Raw genomic sequence first — 17927 nt, forward strand, 5'->3', positions numbered from 1 at the left:
ACGGCATCCCCGTCGCGGCAGCCATCTTCAAGCCCGAACTGCTGGTGGAGTTCGGCAAGAACATCCGCTACTTCAACACCTTCGGCGGGAACTCCGTCGCCATCGCCGCCGCCCAGGCCGTCCTGGACGTGATCCGCGACGAATCACTCATGGAAAATGCCTTCAAGGTCGGCGAAAAGATCATCACCGAACTGAAGGACCTCACTCAGGGTCTGGACCAGGTCGCCGAAGTCCGCGGAAGCGGCTTGTTCGTTGGAGTCGATATGGTGACTGATCGCTCCACGCTAACCCCTGACGGCGATACGGCCGCTGGCATCGTAAATAGGCTCCGGGAAGAACGTATTCTGATCTCGGCCTGCGGCGCCCAGGGTAATGTCCTGAAACTCCGCCCCCCGATGCCATTCTCCATGAATGATGCCGATCGTCTGATCGAAGCACTGGGTCGGGCCTTCAAGGAACTGCGCTAAGGCTCAACATCAAACCGGTCGGCGTACGTGCTGACACCAACTGCTTAGGGAGTGCCTTCCACCGTGAAGGCACTCCTCAAAGCGTTAAACGCCCGGATTCGCGCCCGTCCAGCGTTGGACGAGAGGCACGCGACCCGCCCGCGCGAGGTTAGCGAGATGCACTCTCTCAGGTTTCGCAATAGTCTGGCCGGGTGGATACAAGCACCGTGAACCCCGGCGAACAGGTTGGCAGGCAGTCGCGCATTCTCGAAGCGGTGCTGGACCTGCTGTCGCGCCACGGCATCTCAGGTGTCAATATGCGGGCTGTGGCACGGGAAGCCGGCGTCGCACTGGGGCTCGTGAATTACTACTACGAAGACAAGTCGAGCTTGATCCGTGCTGCCTTGCACCGGATGGACGAGCACGATCTTATGCTGGTCGCGCCCGACCCAGGGTCGCCCCCGGACGAACAGCTCCGTAAAGCCCTCCGGCGCGTTGCGGCCGCGGAATTCCTGACCACACGATATCTGTCTCTGCGTCTCCACCTGTGGGCTCTCGCGCAGGCCCATGAAGACTTTGCACTGATCAATGCGGCAGCGTTCGAACGGTATCTCGATGGGCTCGCTACGCTGATTGGGAATGCTAAGCCCGAACTTTCCCGCGATGAATGCAGGGAGCGGGCCGCCGACATTGTCGTCGTGCAGAACGGCATGTGGCTGACAGCACTCCTTGGCGTGGACAAAGCATCCATCCAGCGAAGCATCGCCCGCACGGAGCAGATCGCCTTCGCCGCTTCGCGATAAACGCACGGCCTGCGCGTCAGGTCTCAGAGGTCCCAAGCCCACTTCGCCCGGCGTGGACCGCGCGATTATTCTTGAACATTTGTTCAGCGCAGGTCTTGAACAGTTGTTCAACCTGAACTATTCTGCTTTATATGACCCACGCCACACCAGTCCAGCTCCGAATGCTCCTGGTGGGCGGGCTGCCCACGGACAACCACGGCAGCGCAGCTTCAAGTATCAGACCTACCCGGTCCAGAAGAACCTGACGGACCGGCACAGCGGTTGGAAGTAGCCATGGCTATAACCCCGTGGCTGCTTCCCGCCCAAGGCGGACTGGAAACCCGACTGCAAGACCGTCGATGAGCCTGTCGCCGTCGTACTACTAGTCGCCGCACTACTAAAGGAGACACTATGACCGAAACCGCATCCACCCTGTTCATCAACGGCTCGTGGGAGCCGGCGGCGTCCGGCGCGGTGCGCAAGATCCGCAACCCCGCCGACGGCGAACTGGTCGCCACAGTGTCTGAGGCCGGCCGGGAAGATGCCGAGCGCGCCATCGCTGCGGCCCGTGCTGCCTTCGACTCCGGCACCTGGGCCTCTGTCCCGGCCCCTGAGCGCGGAGCCTTCCTGATCAAGGTCGCCGCGGAACTGCGCGAACGCCGCGAGAAGTTCGCCCGCGCCGAGTCGTTGGACACCGGGAAGCGGATCGCCGAAAGCCGGATCGACATCGACGACATCGCCGCCTGCTTCGAATATTTCGGAAGGCTTGCCGGGCAGCAGGCGGGCCGCGTGGTCGACGCCGGGGACCCCGCCGTCGTCAGCAGGATCGTCTACGAGCCGGTGGGCGTCTGCGGGATGATCACCCCGTGGAACTACCCCCTGCTTCAAGCCGCTTGGAAGATCGCACCCGCGCTGGCCGCCGGCTGCACCTTCGTGCTCAAGCCCTCCGAGCTGACCCCGTCCACCGCCATCCTGGCCATGCAGCTCCTGCATGACCTGGGCCTGCCGGACGGCGTCGCCAACCTCGTTACCGGCGCCGGCGCGGAGGCGGGCGCACCGCTCTCGGAACACCCCGGCGTCGACATGGTCTCTTTCACTGGCGGATTGGAGACCGGCAAGCGCATTGCCGCGGCGGCCGCCGGCAGCGTGAAGAAGGTGGCGCTGGAACTCGGCGGCAAGAACCCCAACGTGGTGTTCGCCGATGCGGACTTCGACGCCGCCGTCGACAATGCGTTGAACGGAGCCTTTGTGCACTCGGGCCAGGTCTGCTCCGCCGGAGCGCGGCTGGTGGTCGAGGAATCGATCGCCGAGCGCTTCGTCGATGAACTGGTCCGCCGCGCGCAGGGCATCCGTCTGGGCGGCCCGTTCGACGAGGCTGCCGAAACCGGGCCGCTGATTTCCGCGGCCCACCGGGACAAGGTCCACGCCTACGTCCAGCGCGGCGTGGAGGAGGGTGCCCGGCTGCGGTGCGGCGGTGCGGCACCTGTCGGGGAGAAGTACGACGCCGGTTTCTACTACCAGCCAACCGTCCTGGACCGCGTACACAAGGGAATGTCCGTCGTCGTGGACGAAGCCTTCGGCCCGGTAGTGACCGTCGAGACCTTCCGCACCGAGGACGAGGCCGTGGAGACCGCCAACGACACTATCTACGGGCTGGCCGGCGCTGTCTGGACCCAGGACGCGGGCAAGGCGCAGCGCGTGGCCGGCCGGCTGCGGCACGGCACCGTCTGGATCAACGACTTCCATCCCTACCTCCCGCAGGCCGAGTGGGGCGGCTTCGGCCAGTCCGGCGTCGGCCGCGAGCTCGGCCCGACCGGCCTGGCCGAATACCAGGAACCCAAACACATCTACCAGAACACCAGCCCACAGGTAACCGGCTGGTTCGCTGACCACGGCAAGGAGAACTAGATGCACATCGACAACGTGGAGAACCTCACCGACCGCGAGTTCGACTACATCGTCATCGGCGGCGGATCCGCCGGCGCTGCGGTCGCCGCGCGCCTGAGCGAGGACCCGGACGTGTCCGTGGCGCTGGTGGAGGCCGGCCCGGACGACCGCGGCGTGCCCGAGGTACTGCAGCTCAACCGCTGGATGGAGCTGCTGGAATCCGGCTACGACTGGGACTACCCCATCGAACCGCAGGAGAACGGCAACTCCTTCATGCGCCACTCCCGTGCGAAGGTCATGGGTGGCTGCTCCAGCCACAACTCCTGCATCGCCTTCTGGGCCCCGCGCGAAGACCTGGACGAGTGGGAGTCCAAATACGGCGCCACCGGCTGGAATGCTGAGGCCGCCTGGCCGCTGTACCAGCGGCTGGAGACAAACGAGGACGCCGGCCCGGACGCGCCGCACCACGGTGCCTCAGGCCCCGTACACCTCATGAACGTGCCCCCGGTGGACCCCGCCGGCGTCGCGCTCCTGGACGCCTGCGAACAGGCAGGCATTCCGCGCGCAAAGTTCAACAGCGGCACCACCGTGATCAACGGCGCCAACTTTTTCCAGATCAACCGCCGCGCGGACGGCACCCGCTCCTCCAGCTCAGTCTCTTACATCCACCCGATAATCGAGCGCACGAACTTCACCCTGCTGACCGGGCTGCGCGCCCGTCAACTGGTGTTCGACGCTGACAGGCGCTGCACCGGCGTCGACGTCGTGGACTCGGCGTTCGGCCGGACCCACCGGCTCTCAGCCCGCTGCGAGGTCGTCCTGTCCACCGGCGCCATCGACTCGCCCAAGCTGCTCATGCTCTCCGGCATCGGCCCCGCCGGGCACCTCGCCGAACACGGCATCGAGGTCCTGGTCGACTCCCCCGGTGTCGGCGAGCACCTGCAGGACCACCCCGAAGGCGTCGTGCAGTTCGAGGCCAAGCAGCCGATGGTGCAGACGTCGACGCAGTGGTGGGAGATCGGCATCTTCACGCCAACTGAGGACGGCCTGGACCGCCCGGACCTGATGATGCACTACGGCTCCGTCCCGTTCGACATGAATACCCTGCGGTACGGCTACCCCACCACGGAGAACGGCTTCAGCCTCACCCCGAATGTCACGCACGCCCGCTCCCGCGGCACCGTCCGGCTGCGCAGCCGCGACTTCCGCGACAAGCCAGCGGTCGACCCGCGGTACTTCACCGATCCCGAGGGCCACGACATGCGCGTCATGGTCGCCGGTATCCGCAAGGCCCGCGAAATAGCCGCCCAGCCTGCCATGGCCGGATGGACCGGCCGCGAGCTATCCCCCGGAATCGAGGCGCAGACTGACGAAGAACTGCAGGACTACATCCGCAAGACGCACAATACCGTTTACCATCCCGTCGGCACCGTTCGCATGGGACCGGCCTACGACGACATGTCGCCTCTCGACCCCGAGCTGCGGGTCAAGGGGGTCACCGGCCTGCGCGTCGCCGATGCCTCTGTCATGCCTGAGCACGTCACGGTCAACCCCAACATCACCGTCATGATGATCGGTGAACGTTGCGCTGACCTCATCCGCGCCAGCCGGGCTGGCGAAACAACGACGGCGGAAGCTGAGCTCAGCGCGTCCCTCGCCTGACCGGCAGCGCGCCCCAGTTGGATCCGGCGCTGGCAAGGCGAACGCGTGGAGGGTGCTCCAAGCTCCCTCCACGCGCGTTTTCAGTACCAGCGCCGGTCCACGCTTATCCACAGCGCCCGGCTAAACAGTCGCGGACATTGCCCGCGTCGTTCCTCGGCCACTCCATCCCGGCGGCACGAGGCGCAATTAATCTGGACATTTGTTCATCCACAAGTCTTGAACACATGTTCAACATCAACTAGTCTGCATCGTATGACTTACGCCACACTTAGGGGACACCGCGGAAATGCGATTCTCTGTCCCCGACGAGGAGCCGACTGAGCTCGGCAGCGGGCCTCGACGAGTACCGGAGGCATGCACATCCGCGGCACGTCGAGCCCGTACGCAACTGCTGGCCTGCCTCATCCGCTGAGGAAACGGGGGCAGGCGCAGCCGGCTAGGCATCAACAATTTGGGGGAAAACGCCCGAGCACCCGCCACACGGGGGCCGGCCGATGATTTCGCCCGCGTCCAATGGCGGCCGCGGGTCATCACCACCGTGCTTTTCTGACTTAGGAGTTCAGATGTTGGAACCGAGCAAGAGTACTGATTCAAGTGGCATGGACGAGTTCGGCTATGCCCAGACCCTGGACCGGAGCATTGGCAAGTTCGCCAGCTTCGCCGCCGGCGTCAGTTACATCTCCATCCTTACCGGTGTTTTTCAACTGTTTTACTTTGGTTTCTCCATGGCCGGACCGGCCTACGCCTGGTCCTGGCCCCTCGTCTTCGCGGGCCAGCTCATGGTGGCCCTGTGTTTCGCTGAACTGGCCGGCCGTTACCCGGTGGCCGGGTCGGTCTACAACTGGGCCAAACAGCTCTCGTCAGGGACCTTCGCCTGGCTGGCCGGCTGGCTGCTGTTGATCTCTTCGATCGTGGCGCTTGGCGCCGTGGCCCTTGCGCTGCAGCTCACCCTGCCGCAGATCTGGTCCGGTTTCCAGATCATCGGAGACGGAACGGGCCCGTACGACTTCGCCGTCAACGGCGTCCTGCTGGCCAGCATCATGATCAGCATCTCTACGCTGATCAACGCCTTCGGCGTGAAGCTGATGACCAGGATCAACAGCATCGGTGTCTTCGTGGAGCTCGCCGCTGCCGTGCTCCTCATCCTGGCCCTTGCCTGGCATGTGGTGCGCGGGCCTGAGGTCCTTTTCGACACCGCAGGCTTCGGGGAGGGCCATGACCTTGGCTTCTTCGGGGTGTTCCTCATCGGCGCCATGGCGTCCGGCTACGTGATGTATGGCTTCGACACAGCCAGCTCCCTCGGCGAGGAGACCAAGGACCCGAAAAAGACCGCTCCCAAAGCCATCCTCCGCGCAATCACCGCGTCCTTCGTGCTGGGCGGCCTGATCCTCCTCGGCGGTCTCCTGGCCGCCCCTGACCTGAACGACCCTAAGCTGGGGGCCGCCGACGGCGGTCTGCAGTACATCGTGCTCTCCGTGCTGGGCGGGCCGTTCGGCAAGGCTTTCCTGGTGTGCATTGTCGTGGCCGTGATCGTCTGCACGCTCGCCGTCCACGCCGCCGCCATCCGCATGATGTTCGCCATGGCACGGGACAACAACCTGCCCTTCAGCCGGCAGCTCAGCAAGGTCCACCCCGAGCGGAAGACCCCCACTGTCGCTGCCATCGTGATTGGACTCATCGCGATCATGCCGCTGATTGTTAACATCTCCCAGCCGGCGATTTTCACCATTCTCTCCAGCATCAGCATCGTCCTGATTTACCTGTCCTACCTGCTGGTCACCGTGCCGATGCTGCGGCGGCGGTTCCTTAAGAAGTGGCCTCTGCAGGACGACGGGGCAGAAGCGGGATTCAGCCTCGGCAAATGGGGCCTGCCCGTGAACATCCTCGCGGTGCTCTGGGGCGGGGCAATGACCTTGAACCTGATCTGGCCTCGGCCGGAGATCTACAACTCGATGCCGCCCTTTGAGTGGTACCTGCAGTGGGGCGGCGTCATGTTCGTCGCTGCCGTCACCATCGGCGGCGCGCTGCTCTACCGTGTGAAGATCCGGCACCAGACAGGCGTCCTCGCCGAGCACGCCGCGGCCGCCGCAGGACATCCGTCGCCGGGCTCCGCCCAAACCGTAACTTCGGCAGCCACCGAGCTGGCGTCAGATCCTATCCAAACCGGAACCACGTGGTCCTCCGCGGACATTGAAAGTGAGATCCCTGACGCGCTGACGGTCAATAGTGCGACATCAAAGAATGGATCATAGGATTCGCTCGCGAGGTCACTGAGCACCAGCACCCGCAGCCCCGGACGGGCATCTCTTCGCCAGCGTCACCGGCGGAGGGGTGCCCGCCGGGCGTCTCTCCCCCACCTGCCTCTGGACTCTTAGTGCTTGCTGGAACGGCGCGGTGACGAAAGGTCCTGCAACATCATGATTGCCCGCTGAAGTGCTCTACGGCGCTCTCGATGGTGGAGAAATGGTGGGACCGGTCGAAGCGGTCGGCCAATCCAAATTTAGCCAGCCTGTCCTTCACTGGCCCCTTAAGTTCGGCAAAGACCAGGCTGATGCCTTTGTGCTCCAAGTCTTCGTCCAACTGAACCAGGTGCTCGACGGCGGTGGTGTCCACGCCGGTGATGCCCTCGGCGGCCACAATGACGCAGTGGACCGGCTGTGGCGAGACGTCCACGATATCCCGAACGTGCTCGACGAAGACCTGACCATTGGCGAAGAACAGCGGCGCGTCGAACCTGATCAAGGCCAGCCCAGGAATCCTTCGGCCCTCCGGATGGCGGGTTATATCGTGAAATCCCGGCCTTCCCTCGACCTTAACCAGTTCGGTCCGGTAAGGAGAAAACGCTGCCTGGACGAACACAGCAAGCGACAACACGACTGCGAGGACCACGCCCGGCAGGACTCCGAGAACCAGCACGCCCACGAACGTCCCAGTCATGAGGGCGGTTTCGATCCGGCTGCTTCTGATCAGGCCCTTCATGCCCCCGATATCTACCATTGAAGCCGCTGCCACAATGACGACGCCTGACAAGACACTGGAGGGCAGGTGGGCGGTCACCCCAGGCAACGTCAACATGAATACCAGTAGCCAGATTCCCGCTGACAGGCCAGCTAACCTGGTGCGTGCGCCGGCGTTCAAGGCCACCGGCGTGCGGGATGTACTGGCGGAGATGGGGAACCCGCCCAGGACACCGGCAGCTGCGTTGGCACTGCCCAGAGCCAGCATTTCCTTGCCCCCATCCACCCTCGCGCCGTTGCGCTGGGCAAGGCTGCGGGAGAGAACAGCGGTATCGGCAAAGGCGAGCAGGGCGATTCCGGCAGCGGGACCTGCCAGTGCGGTAACGTCTCCCCAGCCGAACCCGCCAAGCGCGGGCATGGGGAGGCCAGATGGGAGTGCGCCCACAACGGGCAGCGTCTTGTCCAGGCCAAGGGTCGCGGACGCCAGCATGGAACCCCCAACCGTCACAATGATGCCTAGGAGCCGGAAGTTCGGCGGGAGTCGAGCGGCAATGAGCAGTATGACGATGGTTGCGCCACCGATGAGTGCGGCGACGACATTGAAATCGCCCCGCACCAAGCGGTCCATAGCGGAGGAGAGTTGGCTCCAAGGCTCATTGGCGCCGTCGGAATCCCTGCCGAGGAGACCCGCCAACTGGCTCAGCCCGACGACGGCGGCCAACCCGGCCAGGTAACCCGTTCGGATCGGTCTGGACAGCAAGTTGCTCAGGAAGCCAAGCTTCAGGAAGTAGCCCAGGATCAGGAAGCCGCCGACGAAGATTGCCAGCAGCCCGGCCAGTGCGAGGGCCCGGCGCGGGTCGCCTCCTGACAGGGGAATCACAGCTGCTGCGATCAGGGGAGCCAGCGCTGAATCCGGGCCCAGGATCAGTACGCGTGAGGGACCGATCAGGCCGTAGACGATGAGGGAGACGATCGAGGCGTAGAGCCCGGCCACCGGCGGCAGGCCGGAGGCTGTGGAGTATGCCATGCCTGCAGGAACCAGAAAGGCGCACAGCAATAGCCCGGCAGTCACATCCGGCACTACGTTTTTCCGACGGAATCCATTGGCTGGATTGGTTTTCAGCGCGGCTTCGGAACCATCCTTTGCGGCCATGCGTCCCTCCGGTCTCCTCCGGTACTCAGGACAGCAGCGTACTTCTTATCCTTGGGCAATCCATGAAATGCCACAAAGGGGTTGGCGTAGGCATCGTCAATGTGCGTTGACGCCTGAAAGGGCGTCAACTATCGTTGACACCATGGAGGTGGACCGAATGAAAGCCCTTGTGGGCTCAATGGATGGAAAGGGGCCCGCAGAGGCGCTCTCCGCCGTTGCGGAGCTGCAAAAAGAGGTCGGGCGGGCAGAGGCTGCGCTTGTCCGCAGGGCGCGGCAGGAAGGTCTTTCCTGGGAGGCGATCGCCCTCTGCCTGGGCATCAGCAAGCAGGCAGTGCACAAGAAGTACGGCAAACAGTAACGCAACCGACGGCGATACTCCCCCGGCCGCGGCACTGCACAAATACATCCGCTGGTACAACATCGAAAGAATCTCAACAAAGCTCAAGGGTCTGAGCCCGGTGCAATACCGTGCTCAGACCCTCGCAGCTTATGCACTATTGGAGAGCCAGTCCGTCTCACTTAGACATGCCGGGACCTAGGCACTGTCACCTGACTGACGCTCTAGGATTTAGAACCGGGTTTAGAGACCGAGGTGCTTGTTCAGCTCGTCCAGGGACTTAACAGTGAAGATGTCGTAGCCCGGAGCGAAGGGCTCAGCGCCACGGTCCAGCATAATAAGGTCTCGGAAACCGATGTTGTGCATCGGGATGTGGTCGTACAGGGGGTGCGAGGAGACATGCAGGAAGTCCGCCGGGGTCGCATTGAGCTGGTCAAGCATGTACTCGAACGCCTGGAGGCGCGGCTTGTAGGCCCCGGCCTGCTCAGCGGTAAACACGGCATGCCAATCTGCACCTAGCTTGGGAATACTGATGTCCAGGAAGCTGTCGTCCGCGTTGGACAGAGCCACCAGCTTGTAGTTGTCGCCTTGGAGCTTCAGCGCAGCCGGCACGTCCTCGTGGGCAACGGCGTTGCGTACAGCCTCAGCCAGCTCTGCACCGGCACCGGGGGTCGGCCCAAGGCCAAACCGCTTACATGCGCGGTCAAAGGCATCCTGAAGGATCTGCTCGTAGGGCTTGTAGTCGCCATTGACCTCGTCGAACCGGTATGCACGGAAAATCTTCTTAAAGGCCAACCACTGCTCGTCTGGGATGCGGCCATCGAGCAGGCGCTGGGTGGTGGGATAAATGTTGAAGTTGATCAGCGTGCCGTAGACATCATAAGAGATGTACTTCGGCCGGAAGTTCGTGTCTGCCATGATTATTCCGTTCCTTGTTATCTTGTATTTTTCAGGGGCTGTTTCAACAATGGCGACACCTAGCGGATCGCCTTACTGAATGATTGATACTTAGCTCAGCGCCAGTGACGTGAGCCGTGTGTCTGGTCCGAGGAACCGCGCTGGGTTCATGAAGCTGACGTCGGTGGCCGTTGCTCCGTCCAGCAGGAGCTCGGCGGTTATAGCTCCGAGCGCAGAGGCCATCTTGAATCCGTGGCCGGAGAACCCGGCCGCCACGACGACGCCTTCCATTCCGGGCACTGTGCCGAACAGCGCGGTCATGTCAGGTAAATGACCGTCTGCGCATGTGGCAACCCGCACCGGGTCAGGAGTCAGTCCCGGAATGAATTCCCGGACCCATGCCCGGATGGTGTCCAAATGCTGAGGATCCCAACTAGGAGGCTTCTCCATGGACTCAACCTCGTCCAGAAATATGCTAGCGACGACTTTCACTGTCCAACCGTCAGCGCTCGGGAACCCGTAGAACTGGGCGTTGTCCGACCTTCCGTCTTCCTCCGCCCTCCTGAGGAAGACCGGCATGTCTTCCCTGCAGAATGCTGCCGGGTCCGCAGCGGGGAACCATGACAGGATCTGCGGCCGAACGGAAAGGTGAACACCGAGTTCCTTGCAAACTGCTCCCGCACCATTCCCCTGCGAGATGATCACCCGGGAGGCGATGATTTCTTCTTGATCGGTCCGCACGATGTACCGGTCACCGTACGGCTCCACGCTGTGCGCTTTCCGGTTTCCCAAGAACTTGGCACCAAGCCGTGTGGCCTCGGCCAGGGCCGCTGTCACGGCCCTCTCAGACTTCAGGTAGCCGCCCTCCGGATCAAGGATCGTGACATCCGTGTCCCTGATCACATGCTCAGGGTACTTAGCCCTGGCCTCGCCGCCCCGGAGAAACTCGTAGTCAAGGCCATTGTCTTTCCCGGCTGCAAGGAGCGATGCCAGCCGCGGATTGCGCTCGTCGTATATCGTGACAGCGCCCGTAGTGTTGAGCAGCCGGGTCCCGCTGATCTTCTCCAGTTCACGCCACAGATCCTGTGACCGCTGCAAGAGGGGCGTGTAGTGCCCGCCTTCCGCATATACCTTGCGGAAAAGGCGCGATTCGCCGGCGTAGGCAGAGAAGGGGCCAGGGATCGAAAACCTGTCTACTCCAATGACCCGCTGACCACGGGAGGCGAGCTGCCAACTGGCCATGCTTCCTACGGAGCCGACTCCGACGATCACGACATCCGTTTCGAGTGCAGTCATGCTTTTACCTTGCTTTCCCTTATTGCACGCCGTTGTCCCGATTCCGGGCTTGCCTCTGAAGGGCTGCCGTCGGCTGTGCTTCCAGTCAGATCAGCGTACGACACAAGAAGACACTGAATAAGAGCGCATGAGAGAATGCATTGTTGCCAAAAACGAAAGAAGTACTAAATGGACCTCACATCGATCGATGACTTGGAGTTCTTTGAACAGATTTCCCGTTCCCAGAGCCTTACTGAAGCGGCGAGGAACTGGGGAAAGTCGGTGTCAGCGGTGAGCAAACGCCTTACCGCCCTTGAGTCGCGGCTTGGGGTCCCACTGGTCCGGCGCAGCACCCGTCGGCTAACCCTCACCGAAGAAGGGGAACTGTATGCGACAGGCGCCTTGACCATCCTGCAGCAGAAAACTGATCTCGAAGAAGCTCTGTCCATGCAGCATGGTGAGCTCAAGGGACGCATTACTGTGCATTCGAGCCTGGGGATCGGCCGTAAGCACATTGCGCCGCTCCTGGGGGAGTTCGTCCGGCAGCACCCGATGATCCAGATAGACCTGGAGCTTTCTCCGCTGCCCTTGAACATCTCGGGTACAAATTTCGACATCGCCATCCGTGTTGGAGGACTGTCGGACTCCAGGCTCAAGGCAAAACTCCTGGCACGGAACCGGAGGATTGTGTGCGCGGCGCCCAGCTACTTTGACAGCGCCCCGCCGCTGCGGACCATCAGGGACCTGGAACGGCACAACTGCATAGTCCTACGCGAAAACAACGGCGATTACTCACTGTGGCGCTTTGGCGAGAAGGAGCAGGAGTACGTTGACGTCAGGGGAAGCATGATCAGCGACGACGGGGATGTTGTGACCGACTGGTGTATCCAGGGCCTCGGCTTGATCATGCGCTCCACGTGGCACGTCAACCCGCTGATCCAGCAGGGAGTACTTCAGCAGGTCCTTCCAGACGTCCCGACCCCCAGCGCCGACATTTACGCTCTCTACCCCGCCACGGCCAGGACACCCCAGAGGATCACCGCGGCCATTGAGCATCTTCGGCACGGCCTTGCGGGGAGGATAGGTTCTCAGTCTAACGACGCGCCGATGCCATCACCCTGAGGCTCAAGCGGTTAGAAGACACGCCGTAGCGTCGTGCGCCGTGGTCTTGAATCGTGCGTCTTGGATCGTGGCGACCCCCGCCTATGCGCCACGGGGCGCGGTCGTGGAGGCCGAGGGCGCCCTCGACGACGACGATCATAGAGCTGTACCGGCGCCCTCTCGAGGACGCCGGCCTGAGCTTTAGGGGACGCCGCCGACGGCAACGGTGTCAAGGGCGGTTTTGGACCGGAGTGCGATAGACCCCTACTGATCGATAGAGTAGAATCGTCAACAATTCACAACCCCGTGGAAGGAAAATCATGCGTCCATACGTATATGTCCCTGCAGCAAAGGTTCAGGGCGAGCTCGAGCCCAATGGCCACCGCGCCGGCTACGACTCAGGTGACCCCAAGACAGCAATCCTGAAGTTCGACACCGAGGTCAAGACCGGTGTTTGGGAGTGCCAGCCCGGCGGCTGGAACATTACCCCCCGCGAGGACACCGAGCTGTGCTACATCGTGAGCGGCCGCGTGAGGGTCACCGACGATGGCACTGGCAACGTGTATGAGGTCACTGCCGGCGACGTTGTCGTGCAGCCCAAGGGCTGGACGGGCCGCTGGGAGGTCCTTGAGACCGTTCGCAAGGTCTACTGCCACGGCTTCGACTGATCGTCGTCTGATCTGTCGCTAGACTGGCGGGCCGTACCCTCATAGAGGGTGCGGCCCGCTCGCGTCTCCGGCACCGCAGCAGGATCAAGTCGCGTCATCGGCCAGATGGTGCCGGACCCACTCAGAATCTTGCACGTCTCGCCATTGGGCCGGATAGCCTTGGACACTCCCGGTGTTGCCTCACAGAGACCCACCTTGAAGTCGTTCCTGGCCCAAAGGCGAAAGGACACAGCGGCTTGGCCGGGCGTAACCGAATTTTGCCTGGGCGCGCGTTCCCCCGGATTTGCGGTTGTTGCATCGCTCATCACAGTCGCCTTGACCATAGCTGCTCCTTCCCGTCTTTCACTCGTTGAATGCGACGTCCCGATTCCGCCTTTGACTTGCTACCCGTCAGACGAACGTACCAGACAAGAAGCGCAGGACTAACCGCACTTGAGGCAATACATTGTTTCCAAGAACGAAAGAAGCTGGAGGTAAGCCCTATCGATTGAAGGCCGCGGTGCCTAAGAAATGTGGTCCAGATATCTCGCGTGCACAATGCCAGGGGCATCGCGGGCGTGGTCCACGACCGCGGTAGTGCCGGATCGGAGTGGGCCCAGTCGAAACCCTGCAGCCCGTCCGCCGCTCACCCCACACCAAGAATGCGCCTGCCCGCTCGCGCAAGCAACCACCCGGCAGGCATCGTGCCACGCCCCTGCCTCTGGCGTAGACGGCCGTCGATCGACGGCCCGCATGCTGCTTCTTTCTCCCTTGGAAAAAATGCATTGCCTCAAGCGCAGTTAACCCGCATCTTCTTGTCTGGTACGTTCGTTTGGCTTTAAGTAAGCAACCCGGAATCGGGACGACGCATCAACGAGTAAAAGACGAGAAGGAGCAGCTATGGTCAAAGCGACCGTCATGAGCGATGCAACAACCGCGGACCCAGGCGAGCACAAACCCAAGGAAACCGCGATTCAGGCCGGGCAAACCGAAGCGTCCTTCCGTCTTTGGAACAGGGACAGCCTGAAGACCGGCATCTGGGAGGTAACACCGGGAGAATTTAAGAGCACTCGTCCCGGCTACGACGAGATCTGCCAGATCCTGAGTGGGCGCGGAACCATTACCGAACCAGACGGCAACAGCTTCGATATCGGACCCGGCACCCTGTTCGTGACCCCGGCTGGCTGGGAGGGTCACTGGACCATCCACGAAACGGTCCGCAAGATGTGGGTTGTGGCGGATGTTCCTGCCGCTGCCGAATAATCCCGGAAGATCAACAAGGCGAAACCTAGCGGGCAAGAGTCCCTGATCACGCTGAACTGCTCCCCGGAAGTTGGATTGAGAGATCAGTCCCGACTCCCGGGGAGCAATTTTTATGCCCTGACGCCGAGCATCCCCTACTTCTTTCGTTTCCAGAAATAATGCGTTCCCTCTTGAGCCGATAATCAGCATCTTCTTGTGTCGTACGCTGGTCTGGCTGGAAGCACAGCCGGCGGCAGTGCCCCCAGAGACAACCCGGAGTCGGGATAACGGCGCTCAACTAGGGAAACCCAATCATGACAAGTCCTACCTTCCAGGCCGGGTGGGCGCCGGCCCCTGCACCCGAACAAAAGTCAAGCCGCAGTTATCGGCCGTCTCCGTCAGAAAGAAAATCATGAACTCACCCTTGAACACCATCGCGATGCTGCACACGGTGCCCGGCCTGGTGTCGGACATGGAAGCCCGGGCCCAGGACACGGTTCCCGGCCTCCGTGTCCTGCACTACGTGGACGAGTCATTGCTCCAAGACACCATTGCCAAAGGAACAACGCCAGGACGTGTTCGACGGCGGCTGGTCAACTATGCCCGCTACGCCGAGGAATCAGGTGCCCAGGCACTGTTGGTGAGTTGCTCCTCCATCGGCGAAGCGGCAACCGCCGCCGCCGACTTCGTCTCCATTCCTGTCCTGCGAATCGACACTCCAATGGCCACGCTCGCCGTACAATCCGGCGAGCGGGTCGGCGTGCTCGCGACCCTGTCTGCGACGCTTGGACCCACCACCAGACTCGTCCAAGATTCAGCCACGAGTCAGAACAAAACGCCTATCATTACCGCCAGAATTGTCGACGGCGCTTTCTCCGCCCTGCGCGCGGGTGACCGGGCGATGCATGACAGGTTGGTTCTCGCCGCTTTCTCTGAGCTGGCGGCGGAGTGCGATGTCGTCGTTCTCGCCCAAGCATCCATGGCCCGGGTCATTGAGCACAGCAAGGACCAGCCTGGAGGACCAACCGTCCTGACTTCCCCCGACTCCGGGATGACCCAGCTCAGCGCTCTTTTCCCTTCCAAAGACTCATGAGCAGTTATCGCTGACGATTTCAGGAGCTGTGGTGATGCCGAGGCTGCTGGCGACAGCACCGGAGATTTCACCATGTGGCCAAGCATCTCCCCCGCCGTGCCATGGCTGATAACGGAAACCACCACCTCAGGAGTTATCCATGAAAATAGCTGTTATCGGAGCAGGAATCATCGGCGTGTCCATCGCCTCCGAGGCAGCTGCCCGTGGTGCTGATGTAACTCTTATCGACAAGAACGCCCCGGGCTCCGGGACTTCCTCGACCTCTTACGCATGGGTTAACTCGAATGGCAGGGAACCCATGAGCTACTACGAACTAAACCGCGCCGGCCTTAAAGCACACCACCGCCTTGCCGGCACCGGCGCGGACTGGTTTCGACCCACCGGTCACATCGAACTCGCAGCTACGCCTGGGCACGCCAACGAACTCCAGCGCCGATTGGAACGGCTGGGTCAGTTCGGATACGAAGCCACAGGCATCAGCAGTTCAACCGCCAGCGAACTCATCCCGGACCTGATCGTTCCTAAGGACTGCACCGCAGTAGCCTACTCCCCGAATGAAGCACACTGCTACCCTGCCCTTTACATTCGTCATCAACTACAGCGTGCCAAAGACCTCGGTGTTCGTCTCCGCGTCGGAGCGGCCGTGGAATCATTTGAAGAGATTGCTGAGGGCGTGAACGTCATCCTCAGCGACGGCACCAGTGCCGTTGTGGATCAAGTGATCAGTGCCGTTGGACGCTGGACGAACGACATCACAGAAGCCGCAGGATTGGGTTCGGTTGTCGCCGAGTACCAGGAGCCGGGCGATGTGACAGTGGGGTATCTTGCCGTCACGAACCCCCTGCCTGTAGCCATAGACCGGATTCTGACCAGCCCGAGGCTTAATATCCGCCCCGGTGGCGGGGGGCGCTTGTTGCTGCAGGCACTCGATCTTGATGCGACCGCGACAGCTGATACTGTCCCTGCCATCGATTCGGATTTGGCACGCGAGTTTATCCACCGGCTCCAAGAGATCCTGAAGAATACGGGAAACGCTCGTATCACCGAACTCCGTGTCGGAGTCCGAGCAATGCCTGCTGATGGGCACAGTATCATCGGTGCCGTCCCGTCCAGGTCTTGGCTTTACCTCGTCGCTACTCACAGCGGCGTGACCTTGGCCCCGTTCTTGGGACCGGCAGTCGCAGCTGAGGTGTTTGGTGAGCCCGAGCCGCTTTTCGATGAATTCCGGCCCACCAGGCTGTTGGACGGCTACCCTCACCAGGTCTTGGCCGCACCCCGTCATCCCGGGCAGCAATAGAGAACAGCGCCGCTATCCCTCTGGCTGGATTACGCTGCCCCCGAGCTCACGCTATGGGGACTCAAGCAAATGAGCGTGAGGGACCCCGGCTGAGCTGGGCGTCGAAGTGGCGTCTATATTCCGTCGGCGTGGTGGAAAAGGCCCTTGCGAAGTTCTGTCGGAGGGTCACGGCGCTGCCAAAGCCGCAATCAGCGGCAACCTGATCAACGGACAAGTCGGTGGTTTCAAGCAGCCGCCGGGCGGCATCGAGCCGTCGCGTGCGTATCCAGGCGGACGGGGTCGCCCCTGTTGAAGCCCGGAAGGCGCGGACGAAGGTTCGACGACTCATATGCGCCTGGGCGGCGAGGCGATCGACGTCGAGGGGCTCACCCAGGCGGCCCAATGCCCACTCGAGCAAGCGCGCCATCGGGTCGTCTGAGGAGCGGGGCGGAAGCGGGTGTTCAATGTACTGCGCCTGTCCGCCCTCCCGGTGTGGGGCGATTACCAGACTGCGTGCAACCTGGTTCGCTGCCTCCGCACCCAGACGGCCCCGCACCAGATGGAGGCACGCATCGAGTCCGGACGCCGTGCCGGCTGACGTCAACACGTCACCATGATCGATGTACAGCACTGTTTGATCGAGGAATACATCAGGGTGCCGGACAGCGAAGGAACTGAAGGCCTGCCAATGCGTGACGGCAGAACGTCCGGTAAGCAGACCAGCGTCGGCAACGGGGATAGCGCCAAGGCAAAGCCCCAGGATTGTCACGCCCCGCTCATGTGCCTGCTGAAGGACCTGCCGCAGTGATTCGCTGGAAGCGCGGCCGTCGTCGAACCACGAGGGTACGACGACGACGTCCGCGTCTGCCGCTGCTTTCGGACCCTGGACCTCTCCCAGCAGATAGCCCTCCGTTGTTCGAATGTGGCCCTCCTGGTCGGAGAAAAGAACGGTCTTCCACTCAGCGAGTCCCTGGCGCGCGACCTCGTCGAACACCATCTGCGGAACTGCGAGGTGGAACATTGTCACGTCGTTAAAGGCGAACACCGCGATCAGCATGCACCGCTCCTAGATAGTTTTGGCCTAAATCAATCGTACACAGGCATACGTGCCACTGGTGGACGATAGCTGACACGCGAAAGATGGAGGGGTTGCCAGCAGGCGGCCACTAAAC

Annotated in this window: 15 protein-coding genes and 1 pseudogene; 12 read left to right on the plus strand and 4 right to left on the minus strand. The window is 62.2% G+C overall.

The annotated features are described in order from the left end of the window. The 5 genes from AC5RUM_RS17180 to AC5RUM_RS17200 all read left to right on the plus strand — a co-directional run. A partial coding sequence (locus AC5RUM_RS17180; RefSeq protein ID WP_494036082.1) for an aminotransferase class III-fold pyridoxal phosphate-dependent enzyme occupies positions 1-467 on the plus strand: 467 nt, incomplete at its 5' end. A 191-nt stretch (positions 468-658) separates the two neighbouring features. After that, positions 659-1249, plus strand: a complete 591-nt coding sequence (locus AC5RUM_RS17185; RefSeq protein ID WP_494036083.1) for a TetR/AcrR family transcriptional regulator — start codon at positions 659-661, stop codon at positions 1247-1249. 390 nt (positions 1250-1639) lie between these two features. Then, positions 1640-3136, plus strand: a complete 1497-nt coding sequence (locus AC5RUM_RS17190) for an aldehyde dehydrogenase family protein (protein ID WP_494036084.1) — start codon at positions 1640-1642, stop codon at positions 3134-3136. Next, positions 3137-4777 (plus strand): GMC family oxidoreductase, encoded by a 1641-nt coding sequence (locus tag AC5RUM_RS17195; protein ID WP_494036085.1) that lies wholly within the window; start codon positions 3137-3139, stop codon positions 4775-4777. It abuts the gene before it with no gap. Positions 4778-5340: 563 nt separating this feature from the next. Beyond that, a complete protein-coding gene (locus tag AC5RUM_RS17200; RefSeq protein ID WP_494036086.1) occupies positions 5341-7029 on the plus strand; it encodes an APC family permease in 1689 nt (562 codons plus the stop codon). A 163-nt stretch (positions 7030-7192) separates the two neighbouring features. On the opposite strand, the gene AC5RUM_RS17205 is transcribed toward AC5RUM_RS17200, so the two are convergent. Further along, positions 7193-8887 (minus strand): SulP family inorganic anion transporter, encoded by a 1695-nt coding sequence (locus tag AC5RUM_RS17205; RefSeq protein ID WP_494036087.1) that lies wholly within the window; start codon positions 8885-8887, stop codon positions 7193-7195. Between the two features lie 157 nt (positions 8888-9044). Here AC5RUM_RS17205 and AC5RUM_RS17210 point away from each other — a divergent pair, with 157 nt between their 5' ends. Both AC5RUM_RS17210 and AC5RUM_RS17215 read left to right on the plus strand, forming a co-directional pair. Then, positions 9045-9245: an AsnC family protein gene (locus AC5RUM_RS17210; protein WP_494036088.1), complete on the plus strand. Its 201-nt coding sequence runs from the start codon at positions 9045-9047 to the stop codon at positions 9243-9245. Between the two features lie 34 nt (positions 9246-9279). Beyond that, positions 9280-9426 (plus strand): annotated as a pseudogene (locus tag AC5RUM_RS17215) (IS3 family transposase); the annotation flags it as partial. A gap of 41 nt (positions 9427-9467) precedes the next feature. Here the strand turns inward: AC5RUM_RS17215 and AC5RUM_RS17220 are convergent. Then, positions 9468-10142 carry a haloacid dehalogenase type II gene (locus AC5RUM_RS17220; protein ID WP_494036089.1) on the minus strand — a complete coding sequence of 225 codons (675 nt, stop codon included), beginning with the start codon at positions 10140-10142 and terminating at the stop codon, positions 9468-9470. A gap of 90 nt (positions 10143-10232) precedes the next feature. Beyond that, on the minus strand, positions 10233-11417 hold the full coding sequence (gene solA, locus AC5RUM_RS17225; RefSeq protein ID WP_494036090.1) for an N-methyl-L-tryptophan oxidase: 1185 nt from the start codon (positions 11415-11417) through the stop codon (positions 10233-10235). 168 nt (positions 11418-11585) lie between these two features. On the opposite strand from solA, the gene AC5RUM_RS17230 reads away from it, so the two are divergent. From AC5RUM_RS17230 to AC5RUM_RS17250, 5 genes are all read left to right on the plus strand, one after another. Further along, positions 11586-12518, plus strand: a complete 933-nt coding sequence (locus AC5RUM_RS17230) for a LysR substrate-binding domain-containing protein (RefSeq protein ID WP_494036091.1) — start codon at positions 11586-11588, stop codon at positions 12516-12518. A gap of 299 nt (positions 12519-12817) precedes the next feature. Continuing rightward, positions 12818-13165: a cupin domain-containing protein gene (locus AC5RUM_RS17235; protein WP_400581264.1), complete on the plus strand. Its 348-nt coding sequence runs from the start codon at positions 12818-12820 to the stop codon at positions 13163-13165. An 879-nt stretch (positions 13166-14044) separates the two neighbouring features. Then, positions 14045-14407 (plus strand): cupin domain-containing protein, encoded by a 363-nt coding sequence (locus tag AC5RUM_RS17240; protein ID WP_494036092.1) that lies wholly within the window; start codon positions 14045-14047, stop codon positions 14405-14407. A gap of 391 nt (positions 14408-14798) precedes the next feature. Then, on the plus strand, positions 14799-15479 hold the full coding sequence (locus tag AC5RUM_RS17245) for an aspartate/glutamate racemase family protein (protein WP_494036093.1): 681 nt from the start codon (positions 14799-14801) through the stop codon (positions 15477-15479). Positions 15480-15618: 139 nt separating this feature from the next. Then, positions 15619-16776 (plus strand): NAD(P)/FAD-dependent oxidoreductase, encoded by a 1158-nt coding sequence (locus AC5RUM_RS17250; RefSeq protein WP_494036094.1) that lies wholly within the window; start codon positions 15619-15621, stop codon positions 16774-16776. A 61-nt stretch (positions 16777-16837) separates the two neighbouring features. On the opposite strand, the gene AC5RUM_RS17255 is transcribed toward AC5RUM_RS17250, so the two are convergent. After that, positions 16838-17812 (minus strand): GlxA family transcriptional regulator, encoded by a 975-nt coding sequence (locus AC5RUM_RS17255; RefSeq protein WP_494036095.1) that lies wholly within the window; start codon positions 17810-17812, stop codon positions 16838-16840. Between the last annotated feature and the right edge of the window lie 115 nt (positions 17813-17927).

It is taken from the genome of Arthrobacter sp. B2060 (genome assembly GCF_059090445.1).